Origin of the sequence: Promicromonospora sp. NPDC052451 (assembly GCF_044547525.1) — a bacterium.
Lineage (GTDB): Bacteria > Actinomycetota > Actinomycetes > Actinomycetales > Cellulomonadaceae > Promicromonospora.
Genome location: NZ_JBIUAP010000001.1, coordinates 579,041 through 602,019, shown reverse-complemented (window position 1 = coordinate 602,019; position 22,979 = coordinate 579,041). Strand labels below are relative to the sequence as shown.

Annotated in this window: 25 protein-coding genes and 4 tRNA genes; 20 read left to right on the top strand and 9 right to left on the bottom strand. The window is 71.7% G+C overall.

The window, feature by feature from the left end; genetic code table 11:
• Positions 1–15 precede the first annotated feature (15 nt).
• From ACIG47_RS02615 to ACIG47_RS02585, 7 genes are all read left to right on the top strand, one after another.
• Complete coding sequence (locus tag ACIG47_RS02615) at positions 16–969, top strand: NUDIX domain-containing protein (protein WP_397418185.1); 954 nt, start codon at positions 16–18, stop codon at positions 967–969.
• Between the two features lie 93 nt (positions 970–1,062).
• Positions 1,063–1,662: a hypothetical protein gene (locus ACIG47_RS02610; protein ID WP_397418056.1), complete on the top strand. Its 600-nt coding sequence runs from the start codon at positions 1,063–1,065 to the stop codon at positions 1,660–1,662.
• A gap of 317 nt (positions 1,663–1,979) precedes the next feature.
• On the top strand, positions 1,980–2,597 hold the full coding sequence (locus tag ACIG47_RS02605) for a DUF47 domain-containing protein (RefSeq protein ID WP_397418053.1): 618 nt from the start codon (positions 1,980–1,982) through the stop codon (positions 2,595–2,597).
• Position 2,598: 1 nt separating this feature from the next.
• Complete coding sequence (locus ACIG47_RS02600) at positions 2,599–3,603, top strand: anion permease (RefSeq protein WP_397418050.1); 1,005 nt, start codon at positions 2,599–2,601, stop codon at positions 3,601–3,603.
• A gap of 81 nt (positions 3,604–3,684) precedes the next feature.
• Entirely contained in the window at positions 3,685–5,127 is a 1,443-nt protein-coding gene (locus ACIG47_RS02595; RefSeq protein WP_397418047.1) for a sugar porter family MFS transporter, read from the top strand.
• Between the two features lie 175 nt (positions 5,128–5,302).
• The gene (locus ACIG47_RS02590; RefSeq protein WP_397418044.1) at positions 5,303–5,806 is read left to right on the top strand and encodes a MarR family winged helix-turn-helix transcriptional regulator; all 504 of its coding nucleotides are present in this window, start codon (positions 5,303–5,305) and stop codon (positions 5,804–5,806) included.
• Positions 5,803–7,419: an MDR family MFS transporter gene (locus tag ACIG47_RS02585; protein ID WP_397429474.1), complete on the top strand. Its 1,617-nt coding sequence runs from the start codon at positions 5,803–5,805 to the stop codon at positions 7,417–7,419. The genes ACIG47_RS02590 and ACIG47_RS02585 overlap by 4 nt, the downstream gene beginning before the upstream one ends.
• Positions 7,420–7,481: 62 nt before the next feature.
• On the opposite strand, the gene ACIG47_RS02580 is transcribed toward ACIG47_RS02585, so the two are convergent.
• Positions 7,482–7,554 (bottom strand) — tRNA-Lys (locus ACIG47_RS02580).
• A 215-nt stretch (positions 7,555–7,769) separates the two neighbouring features.
• On the opposite strand from ACIG47_RS02580, the gene ACIG47_RS02575 reads away from it, so the two are divergent.
• A complete protein-coding gene (locus ACIG47_RS02575) occupies positions 7,770–8,054 on the top strand; it encodes an iron-sulfur cluster biosynthesis family protein (protein WP_397416583.1) in 285 nt (94 codons plus the stop codon).
• Positions 8,055–8,156: 102 nt separating this feature from the next.
• Here the strand turns inward: ACIG47_RS02575 and ACIG47_RS02570 are convergent, their stop codons facing one another.
• A complete protein-coding gene (locus ACIG47_RS02570; RefSeq protein ID WP_397429473.1) occupies positions 8,157–8,924 on the bottom strand; it encodes a M50 family metallopeptidase in 768 nt (255 codons plus the stop codon).
• Positions 8,925–9,152: 228 nt separating this feature from the next.
• On the opposite strand from ACIG47_RS02570, the gene ACIG47_RS02565 reads away from it, so the two are divergent.
• Positions 9,153–10,607, top strand: coding sequence for a DEAD/DEAH box helicase (locus ACIG47_RS02565; protein ID WP_397429472.1), 1,455 nt, complete (start codon positions 9,153–9,155; stop codon positions 10,605–10,607).
• Positions 10,608–10,722: 115 nt separating this feature from the next.
• Positions 10,723–11,121 carry a peptide-methionine (R)-S-oxide reductase MsrB gene (gene msrB / locus ACIG47_RS02560; protein WP_397416577.1) on the top strand — a complete coding sequence of 133 codons (399 nt, stop codon included), beginning with the start codon at positions 10,723–10,725 and terminating at the stop codon, positions 11,119–11,121.
• A 34-nt stretch (positions 11,122–11,155) separates the two neighbouring features.
• Here the strand turns inward: msrB and ACIG47_RS02555 are convergent, their stop codons facing one another.
• Entirely contained in the window at positions 11,156–11,692 is a 537-nt protein-coding gene (locus ACIG47_RS02555) for a MarR family winged helix-turn-helix transcriptional regulator (RefSeq protein ID WP_397429471.1), read from the bottom strand.
• A 160-nt stretch (positions 11,693–11,852) separates the two neighbouring features.
• On the opposite strand from ACIG47_RS02555, the gene ACIG47_RS02550 reads away from it, so the two are divergent.
• Positions 11,853–12,683, top strand: coding sequence for an HAD family hydrolase (locus ACIG47_RS02550; RefSeq protein ID WP_397429470.1), 831 nt, complete (start codon positions 11,853–11,855; stop codon positions 12,681–12,683).
• Positions 12,684–12,841: 158 nt separating this feature from the next.
• Positions 12,842–14,263, top strand: coding sequence for an FAD-binding protein (locus tag ACIG47_RS02545; protein ID WP_397429469.1), 1,422 nt, complete (start codon positions 12,842–12,844; stop codon positions 14,261–14,263).
• Between the two features lie 24 nt (positions 14,264–14,287).
• Here the strand turns inward: ACIG47_RS02545 and ACIG47_RS02540 are convergent, their stop codons facing one another.
• Positions 14,288–14,761, bottom strand: coding sequence for a hypothetical protein (locus ACIG47_RS02540; protein WP_397429468.1), 474 nt, complete (start codon positions 14,759–14,761; stop codon positions 14,288–14,290).
• Between the two features lie 189 nt (positions 14,762–14,950).
• Between ACIG47_RS02540 and ACIG47_RS02535 the strand changes: the two genes are divergently transcribed.
• On the top strand, positions 14,951–15,808 hold the full coding sequence (locus tag ACIG47_RS02535) for a glycerophosphodiester phosphodiesterase (RefSeq protein WP_397429467.1): 858 nt from the start codon (positions 14,951–14,953) through the stop codon (positions 15,806–15,808).
• A 3-nt stretch (positions 15,809–15,811) separates the two neighbouring features.
• On the opposite strand, the gene ACIG47_RS02530 is transcribed toward ACIG47_RS02535, so the two are convergent.
• Positions 15,812–16,423, bottom strand: coding sequence for an antibiotic biosynthesis monooxygenase (locus ACIG47_RS02530; RefSeq protein ID WP_397416563.1), 612 nt, complete (start codon positions 16,421–16,423; stop codon positions 15,812–15,814).
• Between the two features lie 414 nt (positions 16,424–16,837).
• On the opposite strand from ACIG47_RS02530, the gene ACIG47_RS02525 reads away from it, so the two are divergent.
• The gene (locus ACIG47_RS02525) at positions 16,838–18,223 is read left to right on the top strand and encodes a D-alanyl-D-alanine carboxypeptidase family protein (protein WP_397429466.1); all 1,386 of its coding nucleotides are present in this window, start codon (positions 16,838–16,840) and stop codon (positions 18,221–18,223) included.
• A gap of 73 nt (positions 18,224–18,296) precedes the next feature.
• On the opposite strand, the gene ACIG47_RS02520 is transcribed toward ACIG47_RS02525, so the two are convergent.
• Positions 18,297–18,641: a metallopeptidase family protein gene (locus ACIG47_RS02520; RefSeq protein ID WP_397416594.1), complete on the bottom strand. Its 345-nt coding sequence runs from the start codon at positions 18,639–18,641 to the stop codon at positions 18,297–18,299.
• Positions 18,642–18,753: 112 nt separating this feature from the next.
• Here ACIG47_RS02520 and ACIG47_RS02515 point away from each other — a divergent pair.
• From ACIG47_RS02515 to ACIG47_RS02505, 3 genes are all read left to right on the top strand, one after another.
• Positions 18,754–18,826 (top strand) — tRNA-Glu (locus ACIG47_RS02515).
• A 153-nt stretch (positions 18,827–18,979) separates the two neighbouring features.
• A tRNA-Asp gene (locus ACIG47_RS02510) sits at positions 18,980–19,053 on the top strand.
• A gap of 51 nt (positions 19,054–19,104) precedes the next feature.
• Positions 19,105–19,177, top strand: a tRNA-Phe gene (locus tag ACIG47_RS02505).
• Positions 19,178–19,335: 158 nt separating this feature from the next.
• Here ACIG47_RS02505 and ACIG47_RS02500 read toward each other — a convergent pair.
• Positions 19,336–19,692 carry a hypothetical protein gene (locus ACIG47_RS02500; protein ID WP_397429465.1) on the bottom strand — a complete coding sequence of 119 codons (357 nt, stop codon included), beginning with the start codon at positions 19,690–19,692 and terminating at the stop codon, positions 19,336–19,338.
• A 272-nt stretch (positions 19,693–19,964) separates the two neighbouring features.
• On the opposite strand from ACIG47_RS02500, the gene ACIG47_RS02495 reads away from it, so the two are divergent.
• Both ACIG47_RS02495 and ACIG47_RS02490 read left to right on the top strand, forming a co-directional pair.
• Positions 19,965–20,405, top strand: a complete 441-nt coding sequence (locus ACIG47_RS02495; protein ID WP_397429464.1) for a phage holin family protein — start codon at positions 19,965–19,967, stop codon at positions 20,403–20,405.
• The gene (locus ACIG47_RS02490) at positions 20,402–20,728 is read left to right on the top strand and encodes a DUF3618 domain-containing protein (RefSeq protein WP_397429463.1); all 327 of its coding nucleotides are present in this window, start codon (positions 20,402–20,404) and stop codon (positions 20,726–20,728) included. Before ACIG47_RS02495 ends, ACIG47_RS02490 begins: the two co-directional genes overlap by 4 nt.
• 65 nt (positions 20,729–20,793) lie before the next feature.
• On the opposite strand, the gene ACIG47_RS02485 is transcribed toward ACIG47_RS02490, so the two are convergent.
• Positions 20,794–21,003, bottom strand: a complete 210-nt coding sequence (locus ACIG47_RS02485; protein WP_108495333.1) for a BldC family transcriptional regulator — start codon at positions 21,001–21,003, stop codon at positions 20,794–20,796.
• Positions 21,004–21,588: 585 nt separating this feature from the next.
• Between ACIG47_RS02485 and ACIG47_RS02480 the strand changes: the two genes are divergently transcribed.
• Positions 21,589–21,801, top strand: coding sequence for a DUF3073 domain-containing protein (locus ACIG47_RS02480; RefSeq protein ID WP_397416551.1), 213 nt, complete (start codon positions 21,589–21,591; stop codon positions 21,799–21,801).
• A gap of 60 nt (positions 21,802–21,861) precedes the next feature.
• Here the strand turns inward: ACIG47_RS02480 and purM are convergent, their stop codons facing one another.
• Positions 21,862–22,971: a phosphoribosylformylglycinamidine cyclo-ligase gene (gene purM, locus ACIG47_RS02475; protein ID WP_397429462.1), complete on the bottom strand. Its 1,110-nt coding sequence runs from the start codon at positions 22,969–22,971 to the stop codon at positions 21,862–21,864.
• Positions 22,972–22,979: the final 8 nt, after the last annotated feature.

Below are 22,979 nucleotides of genomic sequence, written 5' to 3'. Positions count from 1 at the left end.
CACACGCCCGTCGTGATGACGGCGGGCGGGCTGGTGTGGCGGCGGCGCGGCGGAGAGCTCCAGGTGCAGCTCGTGCACCGCCCCCGCTATGACGACTGGTCGTGGCCCAAGGGCAAGCTGGAGACCGGCGAGTCGTTCCAGGGCGCCGCCCTCCGGGAGGTCGGCGAGGAGACCGGCCGGGAGATCGTGCTCGGCCGCCCGCTGCCCGGGCTCCAGTACCTCACGCCGGACGGGCGCGTGAAGCGCGTGCACTACTGGGCGTCCCGCCGCGCCCGGAAGGGGCACGACGGCGCCGCCCTCACCGCGCGCGCCCCGGTCGCCCCGGTCGACCGCACCGAGGTGGACCGCAGCGAGTGGCTGAGCGTGGCCGATGCGGCGCAGCGCCTCACCCGGGCGTCGGACCGCGGCCCGCTGGACGCTCTGACGAAGGCCGACGCCGAGGGGGTGCTGAGCACCCGTGCCCTCGTCATCGCGCGGCACGGGCGCGCCGTGCCGCGCACCTCGTGGCACGGCTCGGAACGGGACCGGCCGCTCACCCCGGTCGGGCACGCCCAGGCCGCGGCGCTGGTCCCGGTGCTCGCCGCCTACGGCGTCGAGCAGGTGATCAGCTCCCGCTGGGAGCGGTGCGCCACGACCATCGACCCGTACGTGCGGGCCTCCGGGCTGCGGCCGAGCTACAGCGAGTACCTCACCGAGGCGCAGCACGAGCGATCGCCGTCCCGCGTCGCGGCGACGGTGCGCGACCTGCTGGCGGAGACCACGGAGTCGTCCGTGATCTGCACCCACCGTCCCGTGCTGCCGACGGTGCTCGACGTGCTCGGCCAGCACGCGTCCCGCACCGTCGCCGACGACCTGCCGTCGGCCGACCCGTTCCTCGAACCGGGCGAGGTGCTCGTGGCGCACGTCGCCGACACGCCGGACGGGGCCCGGGTGGTGGCCACCGAGAAGGTGAGCCCCCCGGTGTGGTGACGGTGGTGTGACGGTGGTGGTGGACACACGTTCCATTTCGGCGCACTATCGGACACCATGAGCAGCGACCAACGACCGCCGAGAAGGCCGGCCATGCTGGACCCGCGGGACGCCGAGGCGCTCCCCGGGGAGGTGGATCCCGCGCTGCGTGACGAGGTCGCGCACGCCACCGCGCGCGCCCTCGTGGACCGCGCCCGGACCACCGAGGACCCGCAGGTCGTCGAGCGGCTCATCCACCTGGTCGAGAACGAGGGCCTGGACACGGTCGCGGGCCTCTGGGCCGACGCCGCCCCCGTCTCCCTGCCCGGGTCGCTCTGGCGCCTGTACGTGCTGCGCGAGTGGGTGCGCCGCGACCTGCAGACCGTCATGCTCAGGTATCGGCTCGGTGTGGAGGCCGCCCCGGTCCAGGAGGCGGTCGCGGGCGTCCCGAGCCCGCCGGAACCACGCGACCTGCAGATCCTCGCCGACGCCGTCCTGTCCGGTGTGTTCACCGGCGACCTCGCCGTCGCGCTCGAACGCGCCGGTGCGTTCTGCCGCATCCTGTCCACCGGCGCGGCCTTCGACGCCGACTCCCGCGAGGTCGCCGACCCCACCGGCGCCACCCGGATGACCCGGAGCGCGAGCTCCCTGCTGCGCACCGCGGAGGAGCTGGAGCACGCCGGTGACCTGTGGCGGACGGGGTCCCTCGAGTAGGACCCCCTCGCGGGTGGTGTGACGTCCGACCCCCTTGGCAGATCCGCGCACGGGACTAGGATGGTGCAGGCGACGCCGGGCTGCGGTAGCCCCGGGCTCCACCTCAAGCCGCTACGAGCGGCCCCGCGCCGAGAGGCGCTCCCGGTTCGGCGTCGCTCTCCTTCCCCTCCGGACCAGCGGTCCTCGACCGCGGCCGGTTGCCGCCCGCAGCCTGTGCCATGTGTCACGAGTGACCAAAGCGCGACCTTGCAAATTGGCGATAGTCGGCAACAGCCATACGCTGAGCCTGTTCCAGAGCCCTCAGAACGGGAGCCCTCGTGCGCCTTACTCCGCGCGACACCACGTACTTCGACCTTCTTGCCGCCTCGGCCCAGCACCTGGTCCGGGGGGCCTCGCTCCTGGCAGAGCTGCTGGGGGCGGACAAGGCGGGCCGGGAGAAGCTCGCCGACGAGATGCACGACGTCGAGCACCTCGCCGACGACGCCACCCACTCGATCATGCGGCGCCTCAACCAGACCTTCGTGACGCCGTTCGACCGGGAGGACATCTCCGGCCTGGCGTCCGCGCTGGACGACTGCATGGACGAGATGGACGAGGCCGCCGACCTCATCGTCCTGTACAAGGTCGACGCCCTGCCCGACCGCGTCTCCGAGCAGGTCCAGGTGCTCCAGCGGTGCGCCGAGCTGACGGCGGAGGCCATGCCCCGCCTGCGCTCGATGGACAAGCTCGCCGACTACTGGGTCGAGGTCAACCGCCTCGAGAACCAGGCGGACAAGCTGCACCGCAAGCTCATCGCGCAGCTCTTCGACGATCTCGCGAGCGACCCCGTCCAGCTCATGAAGCTGAAGGAGATCGTCGAGGTCCTGGAGAACGCCGCCGACAGCTTCGAGAAGGTCGCGAACATGGTCGAGACCATCGCCCTCAAGGAGACCTGAGTTGGAGGTCGCCCTCGTCGTCCTCGTGGTCGCGCTCGCCCTGAGCTTCGACTTCACGAACGGCTTCCACGACGCCGCCAACGCGATCGCGACGTCGGTGTCGACCCGGGCGCTGACGCCCCGTGTCGCGCTGCTGATGGCCGCGGTCATGAACTTCACGGGAGCCCTGCTGGGCACCGAGGTCGCGGAGACCATCGCCACGTCGATCGTCAACCTCGCGGGGGCCGGCACGCACGCCGAGCTCGCCGTCGTGCTGTGCGCACTGCTCGGCGCCATCGTGTGGAACCTGATCACGTGGTGGTTCGGGCTGCCCTCGTCGTCCACGCACGCCCTGATCGGCGGGCTCGTCGGCGCCGGGCTCGCGGGCGGCATGAGCGTCTACTGGTCCGCGATCGTGGACAAGGTGGTGCTGCCGATGATCATCTCGCCGGTGGTGGGCTTCGGCCTCGCCTTCGCCGTGATGGTCGGCGTGCTGTGGATCTTCCGCAACGCGGCACCGGCCAAGGCGCACCGCCGGTTCCGGATCGCGCAGACGGCGTCCGCCGCCGCGATGGCGCTGGGCCACGGCCTGCAGGACGCGCAGAAGACGATGGGTGTCATCTACCTCGCGCTGCTGACGGTGGGCTGGGCGAACGCCGACGAGGGCATCCCCCTCTGGGTCAAGCTGTCCGCGGCCGCGGCGATCTCCGCCGGCACCTACTCCGGCGGCTGGCGCATCATGCGCACGCTGGGCCGCAAGATCATCGAGCTCGACCCGGCGCGCGGGTTCGTCGCCGAGTCCGTGTCGGCCCTGGTGCTGTACGTCAACGCGTTCGCGCTGCACGCCCCGGTGTCGACCACGCACACGATCACCTCCGCGATCATGGGCGTGGGCGCGACCCGCCGGCTGTCCGCGGTGCGCTGGGGCGTGGCGAAGAACATCGCCGTCGCCTGGGTGCTCACCATCCCGGCCGCCGCCCTGGTGGCCGCGCTCGCGACCTGGGCGTTGTGGCCGCTGCTCACCTGACCGGTGTCGCGCACGTCACCGCGATGATCGCCACACCGCTCCGCGCGCGACCACGACCAGGTGCGACTTAGCATCGAACGCATGAGCACCACCCCATCGGCCCCGGACGCCGGCGCCAGATCAGCCCACCGCAAGGCCACGGCCCTCGCCTTCGCCGCAGCGGTGGGCGGTTTCTTGTTCGGCTTCGACAGCTCCGTCATCAACGGCGCGGTGAACGCCATCGAGGGGCAGTTCGACCTCGATCCGTCGATCACCGGGTTCGTCGTCGCCATCGCCCTGCTCGGCTGTGCGCTGGGCGCCTGGGCGGGCGGCCGGCTGGCCGACCGCTGGGGCCGCACCCACGTCATGGTGCTCGGTGCCGTCCTGTTCTTCGTGTCGTCGATCCTTTCCGCCATCGCGTTCTCCGCGTGGGACCTGGCGGTCTGGCGCTTCATGGCGGGCGTGGGCATCGGTATCGCGTCCGTCATCGCCCCCGCGTACATCGCGGAGATCGCGCCCGCCTCGATGCGCGGCCGGCTGGGCTCGCTCCAGCAGCTCGCGATCACCGTCGGCATCTTCGCGGCGCTGCTCTCGGACCAGATCCTGGCGGAGTCGGCCGACGGCGCCGCCAACGTGCTCTGGCTCGGGTGGGAGGCGTGGCGCTGGATGTTCCTGGTGGCCGTGGTCCCCGCCGCCGTCTACGGCATCCTGGCGCTGCGCATCCCGGAGTCGCCCCGGTACCTCGCGGCCAGGGGCCGCGACGACGAGGCGCGCGCTGTCCTGGCGAGCGTGCTGGGCCCGGACGAGGACGCCGACGACCGCCTCGCGCAGATCCACCACAGCATCGCCGTCGACGAGGCCAACGCCGCCCAGTCGTCCCTGCGCGGCGGCACGCTCGGCCTCAAGCCGATCGTGTGGGTCGGCATCCTGCTGTCGGTGTTCCAGCAGTTCGTGGGCATCAACGTGATCTTCTACTACTCGACCACGCTGTGGCAGGCCGTCGGCTTCGACGAGAGCCAGGCGTTCCTGGTCTCGACCATCACGTCGGTCACGAACGTGGCCGTCACGTTCATCGCCATCGCGCTCATCGACAAGGTGGGCCGCCGCCCGCTGCTCCTCATCGGCTCGGCCGGCATGACCGTGTCGCTCGGCCTCATGGCGATCGCCTTCACGCAGGCCACCGGGTCCGGGAGCGACATCTCGCTCAGCGGGCCGTGGGGTGTGATCGCCCTGATCTGCGCCAACGCGTTCGTCGTCTTCTTCGGTGCCTCGTGGGGCCCGCTCGTGTGGGTGCTGCTGGGCGAGATGTTCCCGAACCGCATCCGCGCGGCCGCGCTCGGCGTGGCCGCGGCCATGCAGTGGATCGCGAACTTCGCCATCACGATGACGTTCCCGCCGCTGCTGTCGGCCTTCGGCGCGGCGGTGCCGTACCTCATGTACGCGGTCTTCGCGGCGCTGAGCTTCTTCTTCGTGCTCACCAAGGTGCCCGAGACCACGGGCATGGAGCTGGAGGACATGGGCGAGCAGAGCCGCTCCACCACCTGACCGCGCACGCCCCCGTCGCACCCGGCGCCGTCCCCTGCCCAGGGGGCGGCGCCGTCGTCGTACCCGGCCGGTGTCGCGCACGTCACACGCCCGTCGTCGAATCGGTTCCCGGAAAACCCTTGCATCTGGCAACCATCGAGATATCGTTGCCTTAAGCAATCAAATGCGAGACACGATGACTTCCCTGTCCAGCCGGACGCCGTCCGGCACCGAAGCTCCCGCCGTCGCCCTGGTCACCGCACTCCAGAGTCTGGCGCGCGCCCAACGGGAGGCCGCGGCACGCATCGCCCACGAGCTCGACTGGCCCAGGGCGGGCATCGCCGTGCTGCACCTGCTCTCCAAGTGCGGCCCGGTCTCCCTGACCGACGTCGCGGCGCACCTGCGCGTCGACATCTCCGTCGCGAGCCGCCAGGTGAGCACCCTGGCCGACGGCGGCTTCGTCGTCCGCACGGTCGACGCCGACGACCGCCGCGTCCGCACCATCGAGCTGACCGACGCCGGGCGCGAGCTCGCCGCCGAGGCCCGTGAGCAGTACGCGATCCTCATCGACCGGGCATTCGCCGCCTGGTCGCCCGAAGACCTCGACGAGGCGACCCGCACGCTGAACCGCCTCGTCGACACCATCAGTGCGGACACCGCACACCGGCGCTCGCCCCAGAACCAGCAGGAGTATGCATGACAAGCCCCAGCACAGAGACCCTCGCGGACCAGCCCGAACACCTCCAGGGCGAACCGCCCGCCATGACGCACAACGAGGTCCTCCGCGCGCTGTCGGGGATCCTCCTCGGCATGTTCGTCTCGGTGCTGGCGATGTCCGTCGTGTCGTCGTCCCTGCCGAAGATCATCACCGACCTGGGCGGCGGGCAGTCCGCGTTCACCTGGGTGGTCACGGCCACCCTGCTGACCTCGACGATCTCCACCCCGATCTGGGGCAAGCTCGCCGACCTCACGAACCGCAAGACGCTCATCCAGATCGCCCTGATCATCTCGGTGCTGTCCGCGGCCGCCGCCGGCTTCGCGCAGGACGCCGGCCAGCTCATCACCTTCCGCGCCTTCCAGGGCATCGGCGCCGGCGGCCTCCAGTCGCTGTCCGCCGTGCTGATCGCGGACATCATCAGCCCCCGCCAGCGCGGCCGCTACATGGGCCTCATGGGCTCCATCATGGGTGTCGGCATGGTCGGCGGGCCGATCCTCGGCGGCTTCCTCACTGACGCGATCAGCTGGCGCTGGAACTTCTTCGTCGGCCTGCCGTTCGCCGTCGCCTCGATCATCGTGCTGCAGATGACGCTCAAGCTGCCCAGGCGGCCGAAGGGCTCGGCCCGGATCGACGTCATCGGAGCCACGCTCATCTCGGTGGGCATCGCGACGCTGCTGCTCTGGATCACCTTCGCGGGCACGGAGTTCGACTGGCTCTCGTGGCAGACGGCCGCGATGGTCGGCGGTTCCCTGGTGGTCCTCACGATCGCGGTGCTCGTCGAGCTGCGGGTCACCAACCCGCTGATCCCGATGTACCTGTTCAAGAACCGCACGCTCGTGCTCGCCGTCATCGGCTCGGTCGCGGTGGGTGTCGCGATGTTCGGCTCCTCGGTGTTCCTGAGCCAGTACATGCAGCTCTCCCGCGGCAAGACGCCCACGGAGTCCGGCCTCTACACCATCCCGATGGTGGTCGGCCTGTTCCTGTCGTCCACGGTCAGCGGCCAGCTGATCTCGAAGACCGGCCGGTACAAGCCGTACATGGTCGCCGGTGGCGTGCTCCTGACGGGCGGTCTGCTGCTCCTGTCGACGCTGGACTACCACACCTCGTTCGTGCTGGTCTCGATCTACCTGTTCGTCCTGGGGGCGGGCGTGGGCATGCTGATGCAGAACATGGTGCTGGCCACGCAGAACACCCTGCACATCAAGGACTCCGGCTCCGGCACGTCGACCGTGACGTTCTTCCGGTCGCTCGGTGGCGCGATCGGTGTCTCGGCGCTCGGCGCGGTCCTGGGGCACCGCGTGAAGACGGGCCTGGAGGACGGCATCACGGAGATCGCGCCGCAGCTCGCGAAGCAGGGCATCGACCCGTCCGCCTTCCAGTCCGGCGGCGACACGCTGCCCGACCTCTCGACGCTCCCGCCGCTGCTGGTCGAGGTGGTCGAGAAGGCCTACGCGAACGGCATCGCGGACATCTTCCTGACCGCCGTCCCGCTCGCCGTGGTGGCGCTGGTCTGCGTGGCCCTGATCAAGGAGGTGCCGCTGGGGCACCGGTCGGGCATCGACCAGCTCAAGGACCTCGAGACCGCCGAGGTCTGACGGGTTCGCGGCGACGGCCGCGGGCGACCTTCCGGGTCGCCCGCGGCCGTCGGCCTTTCCGGTGGGCCCCCCGGGGATCGAACCCGGAACCCGCGGATTAAAAGTCCGCTGCTCTGCCAGTTGAGCTAGAGGCCCGCGCACACTGCGGCGCGATCAGCAAGCCTACCGGTCAGGCCCGGCAGCCTCGTCGAGGTCCGCCGAGCGGGGCACCGTACGGCTTCTTCCGGCCGCTGTCACGCGCTGTCTCACCCAGCGGGAGATATCGGGTGAAACGCGTCTCACGCTTGCGGTGACGGAGTGGGCTTGGTTCGGTGGACGGGTCCGCGGAGAACCAATGTGAGGAGCTCATCGTGCTCACCGTGACTGACAACGCTCGTACGGCCGTCCAGGATCTCGCCCAGCAGGCGGGTGTGCCGGTCGAGGGCGGGCTGCGCATCGCGCAGGCGTCCGGACAGCCGGGCAACTTCGAGCTCGCGCTGGTTCCGGCACCGCAGCCCGACGACCAGGTCGTCGACGCTTCCGGTTCCACCAACGTGTTCGTCGAGGCCCAGGCGGCGCCCGCTCTCGAGGCGCTGACCCTGGACACCGACCCCCGTGCCGAGGGCCCGGGCTTCGTGCTCACGCCCTCGGCGTGACACACCGGCGCCCGCGCGGCGCCACGCACACCGACGAGGCCCCGGGCCCGCCGTACCTGGCGGCCCCGGGGCCTCGTCGTGCGTGCGGTACTGCCGGACGGGTCAGAGCGCCACGCCCAGGATCCAGGAACCGCCCAGCACCAGGGCACCCAGCGTGACGAGCAGGAACATCGTGACCCAGAACAGGCCGGGCACCCCGGTCAGGCGGGCGAGCATGTCGGCGTCCGACGTGCGGGCGTGCCCGCGCGAACGCTGCACCTGCAGCTCGAACACCGGGCGCACCGCGCCCAGGAGCAGGAACCAGGTCACGGCGTACGCCACGGCGCTCTGCACCGGCGGCTCCAGGAACCACGTCACGAACACGAGGGCTGTGCCGCTGACCAGGATCGACCACAGGCCGAACCAGTTGCGGATCTGCAGGAGCAGCAGCGCGAGGAGCACCACCAGCAGCCACAGGAGCCCGACGGCGTACCCCTGCCGCAGCAGCCACGCGGCCCCGAGCCCGATGATGCCCGGCCCCACGTAACCGGCGAACGCCGTGATGACCATGCCCGGCCCCCGGGGCTTGCCCCGCGAGACGGTGAGGCCCGAGGTGTCGGAGTGCAGGCGGATGCCCTCGAGCTTGCGCCCGGTGAGCAGCGCACCGAGGCCGTGGGAGGCCTCGTGGGCGATGGTGATGACGTGCCGCGTCACGTGCCACAGGGGCCGGAACAGGACGACGACCAGCGCGATCGCGCACATGGCGAGCACCGTCGCGTTCGACGGCGGCTCCACCGGGGTGACCGCGTTGGTCCAGATGGTGCCGAGCACGTCGCCGATGGCGGCGAACGGTCCGGCCGTGCTGGTCGCTGCGGGAATCATGCGGCACATAGAACCACACCGAACGTGACGTTCGCCGCAGCCGGGTGTCACAGGGGCGTGAGATAGTGGGTGGCCGTGGGCGGCTCCAGCCGCCTGCCGTCGTGGCCCCGGCCCGGGTGAGAACCCGCCGCCCGGTGTGAGCACGGCGGACCACCGGCGCGAGTCGCGCCGCCACCGAGCCCGAGAGGCCCAGCTCCTTTGACCACCTTTGCCGACCTCGGTCTGCCCGCTCCCGTCGTGAGCGTCCTGACGGACCGCGGCATCACCACGCCTTTCCCCATCCAGACGGCATCGCTGCCGGACTCCCTCGCCGGGCGGGACGTGCTCGGCCGCGGCCGCACCGGCTCCGGCAAGACCCTCGCCTTCGCGCTGCCGGTCGTGACGCGCCTCGCGACGTCGAGCGCCCGCGCCGCCGCGGCGGGGCAGCCTCGCCGGGTCGCGGGCCGCCCCCGCGCCCTCGTCCTCGCGCCCACGCGCGAGCTCGCCAACCAGATCGACGAGACGGTCGCGCCGCTGGCGCAGGCCCTCGGCCTGAAGACCACCACGATCTTCGGCGGCGTGGCGCAGTCGCGCCAGGTCACCGCCCTGAACGCCGGCGTCGACATCGTCATCGCCTGCCCCGGCCGCCTGGAGGACCTGCTCGGCCAGCGGCACCTGACGCTCGACGACGTCGAGATCACCGTGCTGGACGAGGCCGACCACATGGCCGACCTCGGCTTCCTCCCGGGCGTGAAGCGCATCCTCGACCGGACCGGCGCCCGTACGCAGCGCCTGCTGTTCTCCGCCACGCTCGACAACGGCGTGGACGTGCTGGTCAAGCGCTACCTGCACCAGCCCGTCACGCACTCCGTGGACGAGGCCGCTGCCCCGCCGCCGCAGATGACGCACCACATCCTCGCCGTCGCCGACAAGGAGGCGAAGAAGGACGTGGTGCACCAGCTCGCGCAGGGCACGGGCCGGCGCGTGCTGTTCACGCGGACCAAGCACCAGGCCAAGAAGCTCGCCAAGCAGCTCACCGTCGCGGGCGTGCCCGCCGTGGACCTGCACGGCAACCTCGGCCAGGGCGCGCGCGAGCGCAACCTCGCCGCGTTCTCGTCGGGCGCCGTGAAGGTGCTGGTCGCGACGGACATCGCCGCCCGCGGCATCCACGTGGACGACGTCGAGCTCGTGGTGCACGTGGACCCGCCCGCCGAGCACAAGGCGTACCTGCACCGCTCCGGGCGGACGGCGCGCGCCGGCTCCGGCGGCGACGTCGTCACCATCATGCTGCCCGAGGAGCGCGGCGACGTACGGGACCTGACCCGCCGCGCGAAGATCACGGCCCGCCCGCAGGACGTCGCCCCCGGCGACGCGACCGTGAGCGGCCTGGTGGGCGAGGTCGCGCCGTACGTGGAGTACGTGCCGCCGGCCCCGCAGCAGCAGGGCCGGCAGGGCGCCCCCAAGCAGGGCGGCGGCCGGTCCCGGTCGGGACGACAGGGCGGCGCGGGCACCGGTCAGGGCGGCGGCGGCCGTCAGGGCCAGGCACGTGCCCAGGGCGGCGGTCAGCCCGGCGGGCAGCGCGGCGTCGCGCGTCCGGCGTCGGGCAGCGGCGGCGATCAGGCCGCGCGGGCGGACGGCGCGCCTCGCCGCCGTCGGCGCCGGGGCGGCCGCGGCCGCGGTGCCGGCAACCCGAACGCCTCCGCCGCGAACTGATCCCGCTCGGCGTGTCAGACCCTCAGGTCACCCTGGTGACCTGAGGGTCTGACGCTTTCGTAAGAACTGGAACACCCGCGGCCGGCGGGCAGTTGCTCTGTGCGGAGGTGTCGAGATGACCTACAAGATTTCGAAGTCCGACCAGGAGTGGCGCGAGCAGCTCTCGCGTCAGGAGTACGCGGTGCTGCGCCAGGCGGGTACGGAGCGGGCGTGGACGGGCGAGCTGCTCGACGAGAAGCGCACCGGCATCTACCGGTGTCGTGCCTGCGACGCCGAGCTGTTCCGCTCCGACACCAAGTTCGACTCGCACTGCGGCTGGCCGTCGTTCTACAGCCCGCTCGCGGGCGACTCGGTCGAGCTGATCGAGGACCGCTCCCACGGCATGGTGCGCACCGAGGTGCGCTGCGCGACCTGCGGCTCCCACCTCGGCCACGTCTTCGACGACGCGCCGCAGACGCCGACGGGCGACCGCTACTGCATGAACTCCGTCAGCCTCACGTTCGAGGAGCACTGACCGCGGAGCGGGCACTGACGGCGCACGCGCCGGCTCAGTGCCCGTTCTGCTTCCAGGCCACGATGTCCGTCGAGTAGCGGCCGAGGAGCCTGGCCAGCTGCGCGACCTCCTCCGGCTCCCAGGTGGCCAGCGCACCCTCCAGCATGGCGACACGGCTGGCGCGCGCCCGGTCGAACCGGGCCGCGCCGTCGGGCGTCAGCGTGATGAGCTGGCCGCGGCTGTCCTCCGGGTCCACGGTGCGTTCGACGAGACCCAGCTCGACCAGACGGCTGAGCTGCCGGGACACGGTGGCCCGCCCCACGCCGAAGAACGACGCGAGGTCCGAGCCGCGGGTGCCCGGCCGTTCGGCGATGTGCGCCAGGAGCGGGTAGGCACTGGCGTCGAGCTCCGGATGCACGCGCCGGGCGATCGACGCGCCGGACGACTGCGCCCGGCGGATCAGCAGGCGGATCTCGCGCTCCAGGCCTTCGAACGGCCCGAGGCCGGCCCCGTCGTCGGCGGGCACGCGCCCGCCGTCCTCGACCTGGTCGTCGGCGGTGTCCGTACCGGACCTGCCTGCACTGGAGAGCATGCGCCCATGATGACGCCTCCGGCGGCCGGATCCCAGCCCGGGGCGCGGAAAATCCCCCGCCGGGCACGAGGCGGGGCGAGAAAGGTCCGGCGAGACTCCCGTGCGCCACGGCGAGCACCCGTTCCCCGCCACCGGCTCCGTGCCACTACCCTCCTGTCCCATGACGTCAGCGACGCCGCGGCCGAGCGCACAGCACCTCGACCTCGCCGGCCCGACGCTGATCGCGTGCGACATCGACGGCACGCTGCTGCGCACAGGACACCCCGTCTCGGCCGCCGTACGCTCCGCCGTCGCCCAGGTCCTGGCAGCCGGGCAGCATCTCGTGCTGGCCACCGGACGCTCGCTGGTCGGGGCGCTGCCCGTCGCGGTGCAGCTCGGGCTGCCGGACGCCTGGATCGTCGCATCGAACGGCGCGGTCACCGCCCACCTGGTCGGCACCGACTACGAGGTCACGGACCTGCACGCCATCGAGCCGGAGACCGTGGTGCGCCACGCCGTGGCAGCGGTGCCCGGCATCCTGATCGCCACCGAGATCGTCGGCATCGGCTACCGCGTGAACCACCCGTTCCCCGAGGGTGAGCTCAACGGTGAGCAGCACCAGGTCCCCGCGCTCCTCGACCTGTGGGCGGAGTCGACGCCGCGCCTGGCCCTGCACGCACCGGAGGTCCACACGCTGGTCCCCGCCCTGCGCGAGCTGGGCCTGACCGCCATCGCGACGCGGCCCGACTGGGTGGACGTGACCCCGCCGGCCCTGTCGAAGGCGAGCGCCCTGGAGAAGGTCCGCGCCGCTCTCGGGGTCCAGGACGACGCGACCGCGGCGCTGGGCGACGGCGAGAACGACCTGGAGATGCTGGCGTGGGCGACGACCTCGGTCGCCATGGGTCACGCCCCCGACCGGGTCCGCGCCGCCGCCGACCGGGTCACGGGCACGATCGACCAGGACGGCGCGGCCACCGCGCTGCTCTCGCTGCTCGGCCGGGCGGCCTCCTGACCCGCCAGACCGGGTGATCCCAGGGGCGTTTGTCCGGTTAAGCCGGAAAAGGGCCCACGATATGACGGATCACCGGAACATCACATCCACGGAAAGAGCACCATCCTCAGCACCCCTACCGGTACCGTGGTCGCCCGACACGACGCTGAGGGGTACCCATGGCACAGCTCGACCGCCGAACCTTCCTGGCAGGCGCCGCCGTCGTCGCTTTCGACCCGGCCACCTCCCGCTGGCTCACCACGCTCCCCGAGAACACCGGGGCCATCCAGGTCCCCCACCTCGACGGTGAGCTCGTCACGGACGAGGCGTCGCTCACCGAGGCGGCCACCGACTACGGCCACCTCGCCCACCGGCTGCCCCGCGCCGTGCTGCGACCGGGCTCCGTGGACGACGTCGTGACCGTCGTCCGCTTCGCGAACGAGCACGGGCTCACGGTCGCGGTCCGCGGCCAGGGCCACTCGACGTACGGCCAGGCACAGGCCGACGGCGGCGTCGTGATCGACTCCCGCACGCTCGCCACCATCCACGAGATCACTCCCGACCACGCGGTGGTCGACGCCGGCGTGCAGTGGCTCGACCTCGTGCGCACCGCTCTGGCCGAGGGCGTCGCGCCGCCCGTCAGCACCGACTACCTCGGCCTGTCCGTGGGCGGCACGCTCAGCGTCGGCGGCATCGGGGGCGCCTCGCAGCACTTCGGGCTGCTGGTCGACAACACCCTGGAGCTCGACGTCGTCACGGGCGACGGACGCCTCGTCACCTGCTCGGCCGACGCGGAACGTGACCTCTTCGAGGCTGTGCTGGGCGGGCTGGGGCAGTTCGCCGTCATCGTCCGCGCGACCGTCGGGCTCCGGCTCGCCCCCACCTCGGCGCGGGTCTACACGCTGACGTACCCGCAGGTCACGGACCTGACGGCGGCGCAGCGCACCGTCCTGGCCGACGGCCGTTTCGACTACCTGGAGGGTCAGTTCGTCCCCACGGACGACGACGACTTCGCCTTCGTCCTGGAGGCCGGCGCCTGGTTCACGACCGAGCCGCCCGACGACGACGCGCTGCTGGCGGGCCTCACGCCGTCGGGCATCGACGTCGTGGACGTGCCCTACTTCGAGTGGCTGAACCGCATCTACGAGACCGTGGAGCAGATCGAGGCGCTCCGGCTGCCCGGCCCGTGGCTGAACCTGCTCGTGCCCGACTCCGCCACGGACGAGATCGTCACCGAGCTCCTGACCACCCTCACCCCGGCGGACGCCGGCGGCGTCGCGCTGCTGTACCCGACCGACCGCACCCTGATCACCCGGCCCCAGGTGATGGTCCCCGAGGGTCCCGTGTTCTTCCTCCTGGCGCTGCTGCGCGCGGTCAGCCCGCCCGACGACGCCGAGGCCGAGCGGCTCATCGCGGCCAACGACGCGCTGTACGCCCGCGTCCGCGCCGCGGGCGGCACGCAGTACCCGGTGAACGCCCTGCACCTGAGCACCGCCGACTGGCGCGCCCACTACGGTGACCGCTGGCCTCTCGTACGCCAGGCCAAGGACCGCTACGACCCGCGGCGTGTGCTGACGCCCGGTCAGGGCATCTTCGGCTGACCGACAGGCGGCTGCGCAGAGGGCTCAGCAGAGAGCCTCGTACTCCTTGAGGCCCTCGACCGTCGAGGCCACGTCGAGCTCGATCTCCTGTTCCGTGCCGAGGTCCAGCCCTTCCTGGAGCTGCAGGAACGGGACCCGGATCTTCTCGACGGGCCCCTGGAACTCGTCGGGCACACGGGTGCCGAGCCGCCCGAGCTCGACCGCGAGGGCGTGCATCTGGTCCGCCGACGTGCCGTCGAGGCCGTCGCTCGCCCCGACGAGGGCGGTACCGATGCGCGACTCCAGCGTCGGGTCGCCGTGCACGTACATGGCGGCGCACGCCTGGTTCGCGTCCAGGGGCGCGTCGCGGTCCGTCGGCTCGGGCGCCGTGGCGCTCGCGCCGCCCGACGGCGACGGGCTCGCTCCGGCGTCCGCCCCGTCGTCGGCGGAGCAGGCGGTGAGCAGGAGGAGCGTCGCGGTGACGGCGGCGATCCCGAGGGCGCGGGCAGGTCGGACCATGCCGCACATGAAACCACCCGGCGCTGGGAATCCGCGCATCCGGTGGGTATCGCCCGGGTGACCGACACGACGGTCCCGGGACCGGCCGGTGAACGGTCCTGGAACACTCCCGGAACTCACCCGGCGGGCCTGTGACGGCGTCCTGCGGCGGGCCTAGCGTGGAGACAGAACCGCAGACCGGAGGTCAGCATGACCGTCGCCCGCCCCGCCGTCATCGCCCACCGCGGCTACTCCGCGGTGGCGCCGCAGAACACGCTCGCCGCCATCGAGGCCGCGTGCCGCGCCGGCGTGGATGCCGTCGAGATCGACCTGCAACCCACCGCGGACGGTGTCGGCGCGGTGATCCACGACGAGACCGTCGACGCGACCACGGACGGCACCGGCAAGGTCGCTGCCCTGACCTCGGCCGAGGTGCTCGCGCTCGACGCCGGTGCCTGGTTCGCGCCGGCGTTCGCCGGGCAGCGCGTGCCCACGCTCGACGACGTGCTGGGCGTGCTGGCCCGGCACCCGGAGACGGACCTGCTGCTGGAGCTCAAGGGCTCGTGGGCCGCCGGGCAGGTCGAGCAGGTCGCAGCCACCGTGGCCGCCAGGGGGTTCGACGAGCGGGTGCTCGTGCAGAGCTTCTGGCCGGGCACGGTCGCGACGGTGCGCGACGTGGCCCCGCACCTGCCCGGCGGCCTGCTCGTCTCGTTCGACCCGCCCGGCCTGCTGCGCCTGTGCGAACGACTGCGGGTGGTGACCTGCAACCCGTCGGTCGCGACGGTCGCGGGCAGCCCGCGACTCGTGTCCCGCCTGCACGCGGCCGGCCTGCGCGTGATGGCCTGGACGGCGAACGACCCGGCAGCCTGGACGACGCTCGTCGCCGCCGACGGCGGCGCGGGCGTCGACGCCGTGATCACGGACCGCCCCGAGCGTCTCGCCGGCTGGCTCGCAGGCCGCGGGAAGCAGGCGCCGGCCGCCCCGGTGGCGGGGCGCGGCGGCATCCCGCTGCGCCGCCGCCGGGTCGCAGCCGCACCGGCCCGGCACCCGGCGCTGGGGCGCGCCTGACCGCTACGTGGCGTGCAACCAGCCGTGCAGACGGCGGGTGACCCACGGCAGCACCCAGTACGCCATGATCGGCGTCAGGACCAGGGTCGAGATCAGCACCCTGAGCACCAGCGGCACGCCGTCCCAGCCGGGTACCAGGTAGGTGAACAGCGCGGTGAACAAGAGGTTCACCGGGAAGAACCCGAGCCAGATGCTCGTCGCCTGCTTCCACCGGGGCGGTACCACGACGGCGGCCACGTCGGCCGGCTCGTCGGTCCGGCTGGGGTCGTCGAACCAGCCCTCGATGCCCGTGCGCTGCTGGTAGCGCAGCTCCTCGACGAGCCCTGTGCCCTGCGCCAGCCAGTCCCGGCGTTCGGCGGACCGCTCCCAGGCGGCGAGCCGGTCGGCATCGGCGAAGCGGTAGAGCATGTGCCAGTCGCGAGAGCCCTCGGCGGCGCGGATCCAGCCCGAGCCGAGGAACCCGTCCCAGCGGTTGGCGAGGTTGACGCCCGACTGCACCCAGCTGGTGACCTCGGGAACGTGATCGGGATGGACGACGCGATGGATGGACACGGTCACGGGTTGTCCGGCAGGGGTGGGCACGGATCCGTTCGCGGCCTGTTCGTGATGGGCCATGCCCTGAAGTGTCACGCATGGCTCGGAACCCATCAATGTGAGCGCGCACACCCCGGGTTGTCGGCCCTTCACGTCTGCACCACCATCTGCCCGCAGTTTTTGTGAGGCATGCCTCTGGTTCGGGGGTTACATAACTCTTGGACGGTCGTTCAATATTGAATCGTTGCCGCACGGAACCACCCCCCCTGGGCCTCATGCGCCTGGTTTCGTGCGGCAACCGCCATGACCGCGCCGGACGCGCGACGTGGCCTGACAGCAGCCGGTGCGCGCGACGCCGTCCGTCCGAGGGACCCCCCTGCCCCTCACGGTGCCGCCCGCGCCCGGCCGCGAGAACGGAATCCGCGTGCCCCAGACGCAGAACCCCGTCGCGCCCCAGGCGCGTCCTGTCCCTGTCCCCGAGCGTCAGGTGCGCCCTTGACGCGCGATCACCGGCTCGTCCCCCGTCGCACACGACGCCCGGGCGCGCACAGGGCGCACACGACGGTGGCGGCGCACCCCGCGCACCCCGTCGTCCGCCGTTCCTCCTTCGCGATCGCCGCCGCGCTCACCTCGGTGGCTCTGACCACCACCGCGGCGGTCAGCTTCACCGGGAACGACGGCGGCTCCCCCGCCGCCGCACCCGCTGCGGAGCCGACCGTGCAGCCCAGCGCGGCAGCCGCCGACCCCGAGGTCCGCTCCGCCGCCAGCAAGGCGGACGCCGTCCTGACGGACGCCGCCTACGTGACCCGCGAGGGTGACCTCTCGGCGAAGGAGCGCAAGCAGGTCCGGACCGCCGCCCAGGACCTGCGGGCCATGGTGGACCAGGCCCGCGAGACTCCCGCCGCCTCCACGGCACGCCCGGTCGCCGCCTCACGCAGCACCGAGCGCACGTCGCTCGCCGAGCGGGCGGCGGACGCCTCCGCGGAGCGTCCTGACGACGCGGCGGACGAGGCCAGGTCCGGCACGGCGGAAGCCGACGCCGGGGCGGACGCCACCGAGCCCACCAACCTGGCCGGCACGACCACCGGTGCCGCGCCCCTGGCCGACCAGGACGTCACGGGCCTCCCGATCCTCGACACCCCGCTCGCCGACGCCGTCGGCGAGCCGGTCGGCACCTCGCTCGGCGAGACGACCGCTCCCGCCGAGGCGGATGCCGCGGAGGCCGAGGCTCCCGCGGCCCAGGCCGCGGCGGCCCCGTCGGCCGCGCGGATCGAGAAGGTGACCACGTCGCTGCAGCGGCTCATCGCCCGTACCGACGCCGACGCCGTCGTGTCGGTCAAGGCGGGCCCCACGCCCGAGGAGATCGCCGCCGCGAAGAAGGCGGCCGAGGAGCGCCGTGCCGCCAAGGCGGCCCGGGCCGCGGAACGTGCGGCGGCCGAGGCCGCCGCGAAGGCGAAGGCGATGGCCGAGGCCGCGAAGAGCTACGGCAACGGTCAGATCCCGGCGGACGTCCTCTGCGGGCTGAGCTGGGCCCCGGGCGAACAGCTCCGGTGCGACGCCGCCGCGGCTCTCGAGGACCTGAACGGCGCGTTCCGCGCGGCGTTCGGCCGCAACCTGGCCATCACCGACGGCTACCGTTCCTACGCGGAACAGGTGGCGGTCGCGGCGAGCCGGGGCGCCCTGGCCGCCGTGCCGGGTACGTCCAACCACGGCTTCGGCCAGGCCGTCGACCTGTCGGGCGGCATCGAGTCGTTCGGCAGCGCCGAGCACGCCTGGATGGTCGCCAACGCCGGCAGGTACGGGTGGGAGCACCCGGCCTGGGCCCAGGCGGGCGGCAGCAAGCCGGAGGCCTGGCACTGGGAGTACGGCACCACGTACTGACCCGGCGCGGGCACCACAGGAGCGCCTGCTCGGCCGTCCGGCCGGGCAGGCGCTCCTGTGCACGTCCGGGCGGTCAGCCCCAGCCGAGCTCGTGCAGGCGCGCGTCGTCGATCCCGAAGTGGTGCGCGATCTCGTGGACCACGGTCACGGCCACCTCCTCGACGACGTCCTCGCGCGTGTCGCAGATCGCGAGGGTCGGGTTCCGGAAGATGGTGATGCGGTCGGGCAGCGCGCCCGCCGCCCACATGTGGTCACGCTCCGTGAGCGGTACGCCCTCGTAGAGGCCCAGCAGCTCGGGATCGTCCGCGGGGGCGTCGTCCTCGACCAGCACCACCACGTTGTCCATCTGCGCCGCGAGGTCGGCCGGGACCAGGTCCAGACCGTCGCTGACAGCGGCCTCGAAGTCCTCGCGCGTCATCTCCACCACGCCCCCATCATCCCCGACGGCGCCACCCGGCGGACACGACGGGACGCACCCTGCCACGAGGTGCGGCGAGACCGCCGAGCGCCTGTAGACTTGCCGCGTTCCAGCCCCCATCGTCTAGCGGCCTAGGACCCCGCCCTTTCACGGCGGTAGCACGGGTTCGAATCCCGTTGGGGGTACGAAGGGGCTCGCCAGAGCCACGTCTCGACCGCTGTGAGGCAGGTCATCACGGCGGAGTCGGATTCTGATTTCAGATTCGGCCCCGCGGTGGGTTAGGATCCTCACGGTTCGAAACGAGCCCCCCGGATGCGGGAAGCGTCCAGCAGTACCAAGGCCCTGTAGCGCAGTTGGTTAGCGCGCCGCCCTGTCACGGCGGAGGTCGCGGGTTCAAGTCCCGTCAGGGTCGCGCGAGAGGCGCCCGGATCGTCGGTCTCGACTATCCGGGCGTTCGCGCTAGGGCTCTGTAGCTCAGTTGGTAGAGCGTTCGACTGAAAATCGAAAGGTCACCGGATCGACGCCGGTCGGAGCCACAGCAAGAACCCCCGGAACCACGTGGATCCGGGGGTTCTTCATTTTCTCCCTGTCGCGGATCGCTCTGACCGGTGAGCGATTCGATGAGCGGACGGCTCCGTCCGGCCCGTCGCCGCCCACACCCGACGCGGGCCCCGGCAGCGGCCGTCCCCATGGCTCACGGCGAGCCCGAGAAGCGCCGGAGAGTTTGTCGGGCGTCCGCGCGTGAGACCCCGATCCGCAGCTGGAAGTCGGCGTCGGGTACAGCGTTCGGGCCGTCGAGGATCTCGCGGAGCGCGTTGACGACCGCTTCGACATCGTCCGGACCAAGTACGTACTGGTCGGCGGCCAGCCACTCCCCTACCGGACCATCCCAACCGTCCGGAGGGACTCGGTAGTCACCCGTCCGGAGGCAGGTGGAGCACGCCCACGCATGTTCGGTCGACAGACCGAGCCAGCGTGACCGCGCCCGGGACTCCGCCGACAACGGCCCCATGCACCAGTCGCAATAGTCCTGGACCTGATCGATCGACATGGCCGTAACCTACTCCGGAGCCGTATCGGCGCACGGGTCCGGGGCACCGCTCCTGAAACGCGACCCTCCGCGAGGAGTTGCCGTGCGGACCCCACGTCAACACTGTTCTCAGGCAGTTCTGAGATAATTCCTTCCAGCACTTGGGGGATTGGCGCGCGTTTACCTTCATGCTTTTCCGGGAAGGCGCGCCGCGCCAGGAATTGCCCCGTCCGCACTTGACCTGTTGAGTTGTCTTCAACGGCGCACACCGATGCCGGGGCACGGGAGGGCAGATGATCGAGGACGCGAAGGTCGACAGCCACACGGGAGCCGCAGGCAGCACGCCAGGAGCTGAGCGGCCGGCCTCCCTGGGAAAGCTCGTGGAGCAGATCTCCGAGCAGGCGACCCGCCTTGTCCGCGCGGAGATCGCGCTCGCCAAGGCAGAGCTGACCGAGAAGGCGATGAAGTCCGGCATCGGTATCGGGCTGCTCGTCGTCGGGCTCCTGATCCTGGCCTACGCCGTCGGAGTGCTGCTCCTGGCGGCCGTGTACGGCCTGGGGACGGTCTGGCCGCTCTGGCTGTCCGCCCTCGCCATCGGCGGCTTCATGGTGCTCGTGACGATCGTGCTCGCCCTCGTGGGCGTCCAGCTCCTGAAGAAGGGCACCACCAAGCCCGAGAGCATCCAGCGCGTGCAGGACGACATCACGGCGATCAAGGAGGGGATGGGCCGATGAGCGCTTCGAACAGCACACCGCCCAGCAGCAGCGAGCTCAAGGACGAGGTGCTCCGCACCCGCGCGGACCTCGCCGCGGCCGTGGACGAGCTGACCACCCGGCTGAACCCTGGTTACCAGGCGTCACGCATCGCGCACGACGCCAAGCAGGCCGCGAACGACGCCGGAGCCATGCTGTCCGGCTCCTTCGGCGACAAGAACGGCCCGGCGCACGATCCGCGCCGGGCCCGCAACGCCAAGATCCTGATCGGGGCCACCATCGGTCTGGTGGCCCTCGGTACAGCGGTCGCTGTGACAGTCGTGCTCAGGCGCGCGCGGGGCTGAGCTGGGGGGCAGCACCCGGCGCGCCTTCGTCCTACCTGCCGACCAATCCGTCAACGACGTCCGACTTAGTTGTCGGAGTCGCCCGAGCTGTCCGCTGCCGCACCGAGCAGCGCCCGAACCTCGGACTCCTTGTAGCGGCGGTGACCGCCAAGTGTCCGGATCGACGAGAGCTTTCCCGCTTTTGCCCAACGCGTTACTGTCTTGGGGTCAACACGGAACAAGCTCGCTACCTCGGCAGGCGTGAGCAGGACCTCGGATTCTCCGTGGATGGACATCCCCGCACCTCCTCCGGAACGGTGCCGGCCTGGCCGTACCAGGCGGTTGACGACACCCGCTCTTGCACCATTGTTAGCAGCAAACGGGATTTAGGCGACTTGGGGACGGGGTTTATTTCCTCACTTTCCCCACTGCGCGCCACGCGCGCCCGTTTCGGGCGAGTCTGGGACACGTGCGACACGCCGACCACGCGATCCGCCGTCACCGAGCCCTCGCGTCACGGGCATCTTCTGCACACATCCGGCCACTCTCCCGCAGTCGGCAAAGCGCGAACGGCAGCATGTCCCACGGCGCACAAGAGATGCCCGAGCAGAGACATGACCGGCCCGGAACTAGCCGGTGCGTTCAGTCATCGAACAGCATGTCAACGACAAAGACATGACCAACACCATCGAGCGCGAGGCGGGCACCGGGGCGCCCTGGACGATCCGAATGTCACACCGGGGGATGGGACGAATCACGTCCACGGACTGGAAGAAACGCCGTACCAGCATGTAACGTTGGAACCTGGACAGACGAAACGCTACGGGGCCGCACGTCCATGCACGGTGCCGCCCCGCTCCTACGTTGAGGGGGTCGGAGCCATGGGCCGCGGCCGTCAGAAGGCAAAGCAGACCAAGGTTGCTCGCGCGCTGAAGTACTACAGCCCGGAGACCAATTATCACGCCCTCGAGCAGGAGCTCAGCGGGGACTCCCACACGGATGTGGCGACAGAGTCGCGGTGGGACTCCCCGGAGGACGAGGAGTACGACAACAGGTATTCCGACTGGGCAGAGCAAGACGGCAACACGCGCTGAGGGTGCCGGCGCCTTCGCGCCGGCCCCGCGCCCGGTCATCGACCGAGCAGCGCCACCGCCTCAGCCGCGGTAGTCGTTCACCAGCCTGACCGCACCGCCGGACACGCCCTTGGTCCCTGCGACCAGGTCCTCGTGCTCGGCGGCGGTGTCGAGCGTCTCCACGCTTCCGAGCGTCCACGCGGGAACACCTAGCGCGGCGAGCCGGGCGAGTGCCGCGTCGACGCCGTCTGCGTCCACGACCGCGACCATGCCCACGCCCAGGTTGAGCGTGTTCTCCAGGTCGCGGTTCGGCACTCCGCCGAGCTCGCGGACCATGCGGAACACGGCCGGCACGTCCCAGGACGCGCGGTCCACCGTCGCCACGAGCCCCGCGGGGAGCACGCGCGCGAGGTTGGCCGCGAGGCCGCCGCCCGTGACGTGCGTGTAGGCGTGCACCTGCGCCGCGTCGTCCGCGGCCAGGGCCAGGCAGTCGGAGGCGTAGACCCGGGTGGGCTCCAGCAGCTCCTCGCCGAGGGTGCGCCCGAGCTCGTCCACGTGCCGGTCCAGGGACCAGCCCGCGTGCTTGATCACGGCTCGCACCAGCGAGTACCCGTTGGAGTGCAGGCCGCTCGACCCCATCGCGATCAGCACGTCACCGGGACGCACGCGGTCCGGGCCGAGCACGCTGTCGGCCTCGACGATGCCCGTGGCGGCTCCGGCGACGTCGTACTCGTCCGGCGCCAGGAGGCCGGGGTGCTCGGCCGTCTCGCCGCCCACGAGCGCGGTACCGGCCACCTCGCACGCCTGCGCGATGCCGCGCACGATGTCGGCGATCCGCTCCGGTACCACCTTGCCGGTGGCGATGTAGTCCGTCATGAACAGCGGCTTGGCGCCCATCACGACGATGTCGTCGACCACCATGCCCACCAGGTCGAACCCGATCGTGTCGTGCTTGTCGAGCGCCTGCGCGATCGCCACCTTGGTGCCCACACCGTCCGTGGACGTCGCCAGCAGCGGTGCGCGGTAGTCCTTGAAGGACGACAGGTCGTAGAGGCCGGCGAAGCCGCCCACGCCGCCGAGCACGGCCGGACCCTGCGTGCGGCGCACGGCGTCCTTCATGAGCTCGACGGCCTTGTCGCCCGCCTCGGTGTCCACGCCGGCGGCGGCGTACGTCAGGCCTTCGGAAGTCACTGGTGCTC

Coding starts and splice junctions, on each gene's coding strand:
- ACIG47_RS02615 (WP_397418185.1), top strand. CDS start 16: ATGACGGCGGGCGGGCTGGTGTGGCGGCGGCGCGGCGGAGAGCTCCAG.
- ACIG47_RS02610 (WP_397418056.1), top strand. CDS start 1,063: ATGCTGGACCCGCGGGACGCCGAGGCGCTCCCCGGGGAGGTGGATCCC.
- ACIG47_RS02595 (WP_397418047.1), top strand. CDS start 3,685: ATGAGCACCACCCCATCGGCCCCGGACGCCGGCGCCAGATCAGCCCAC.
- ACIG47_RS02590 (WP_397418044.1), top strand. CDS start 5,303: ATGACTTCCCTGTCCAGCCGGACGCCGTCCGGCACCGAAGCTCCCGCC.
- ACIG47_RS02585 (WP_397429474.1), top strand. CDS start 5,803: ATGACAAGCCCCAGCACAGAGACCCTCGCGGACCAGCCCGAACACCTC.
- ACIG47_RS02570 (WP_397429473.1), bottom strand. CDS start 8,924: ATGTGCCGCATGATTCCCGCAGCGACCAGCACGGCCGGACCGTTCGCC.
- msrB (WP_397416577.1), top strand. CDS start 10,723: ATGACCTACAAGATTTCGAAGTCCGACCAGGAGTGGCGCGAGCAGCTC.
- ACIG47_RS02555 (WP_397429471.1), bottom strand. CDS start 11,692: ATGCTCTCCAGTGCAGGCAGGTCCGGTACGGACACCGCCGACGACCAG.
- ACIG47_RS02550 (WP_397429470.1), top strand. CDS start 11,853: ATGACGTCAGCGACGCCGCGGCCGAGCGCACAGCACCTCGACCTCGCC.
- ACIG47_RS02545 (WP_397429469.1), top strand. CDS start 12,842: ATGGCACAGCTCGACCGCCGAACCTTCCTGGCAGGCGCCGCCGTCGTC.
- ACIG47_RS02540 (WP_397429468.1), bottom strand. CDS start 14,761: ATGGTCCGACCTGCCCGCGCCCTCGGGATCGCCGCCGTCACCGCGACG.
- ACIG47_RS02535 (WP_397429467.1), top strand. CDS start 14,951: ATGACCGTCGCCCGCCCCGCCGTCATCGCCCACCGCGGCTACTCCGCG.
- ACIG47_RS02530 (WP_397416563.1), bottom strand. CDS start 16,423: ATGGCCCATCACGAACAGGCCGCGAACGGATCCGTGCCCACCCCTGCC.
- ACIG47_RS02520 (WP_397416594.1), bottom strand. CDS start 18,641: ATGACGCGCGAGGACTTCGAGGCCGCTGTCAGCGACGGTCTGGACCTG.
- ACIG47_RS02500 (WP_397429465.1), bottom strand. CDS start 19,692: ATGTCGATCGATCAGGTCCAGGACTATTGCGACTGGTGCATGGGGCCG.
- ACIG47_RS02495 (WP_397429464.1), top strand. CDS start 19,965: ATGATCGAGGACGCGAAGGTCGACAGCCACACGGGAGCCGCAGGCAGC.
- ACIG47_RS02490 (WP_397429463.1), top strand. CDS start 20,402: ATGAGCGCTTCGAACAGCACACCGCCCAGCAGCAGCGAGCTCAAGGAC.
- ACIG47_RS02485 (WP_108495333.1), bottom strand. CDS start 21,003: ATGTCCATCCACGGAGAATCCGAGGTCCTGCTCACGCCTGCCGAGGTA.
- ACIG47_RS02480 (WP_397416551.1), top strand. CDS start 21,589: ATGGGCCGCGGCCGTCAGAAGGCAAAGCAGACCAAGGTTGCTCGCGCG.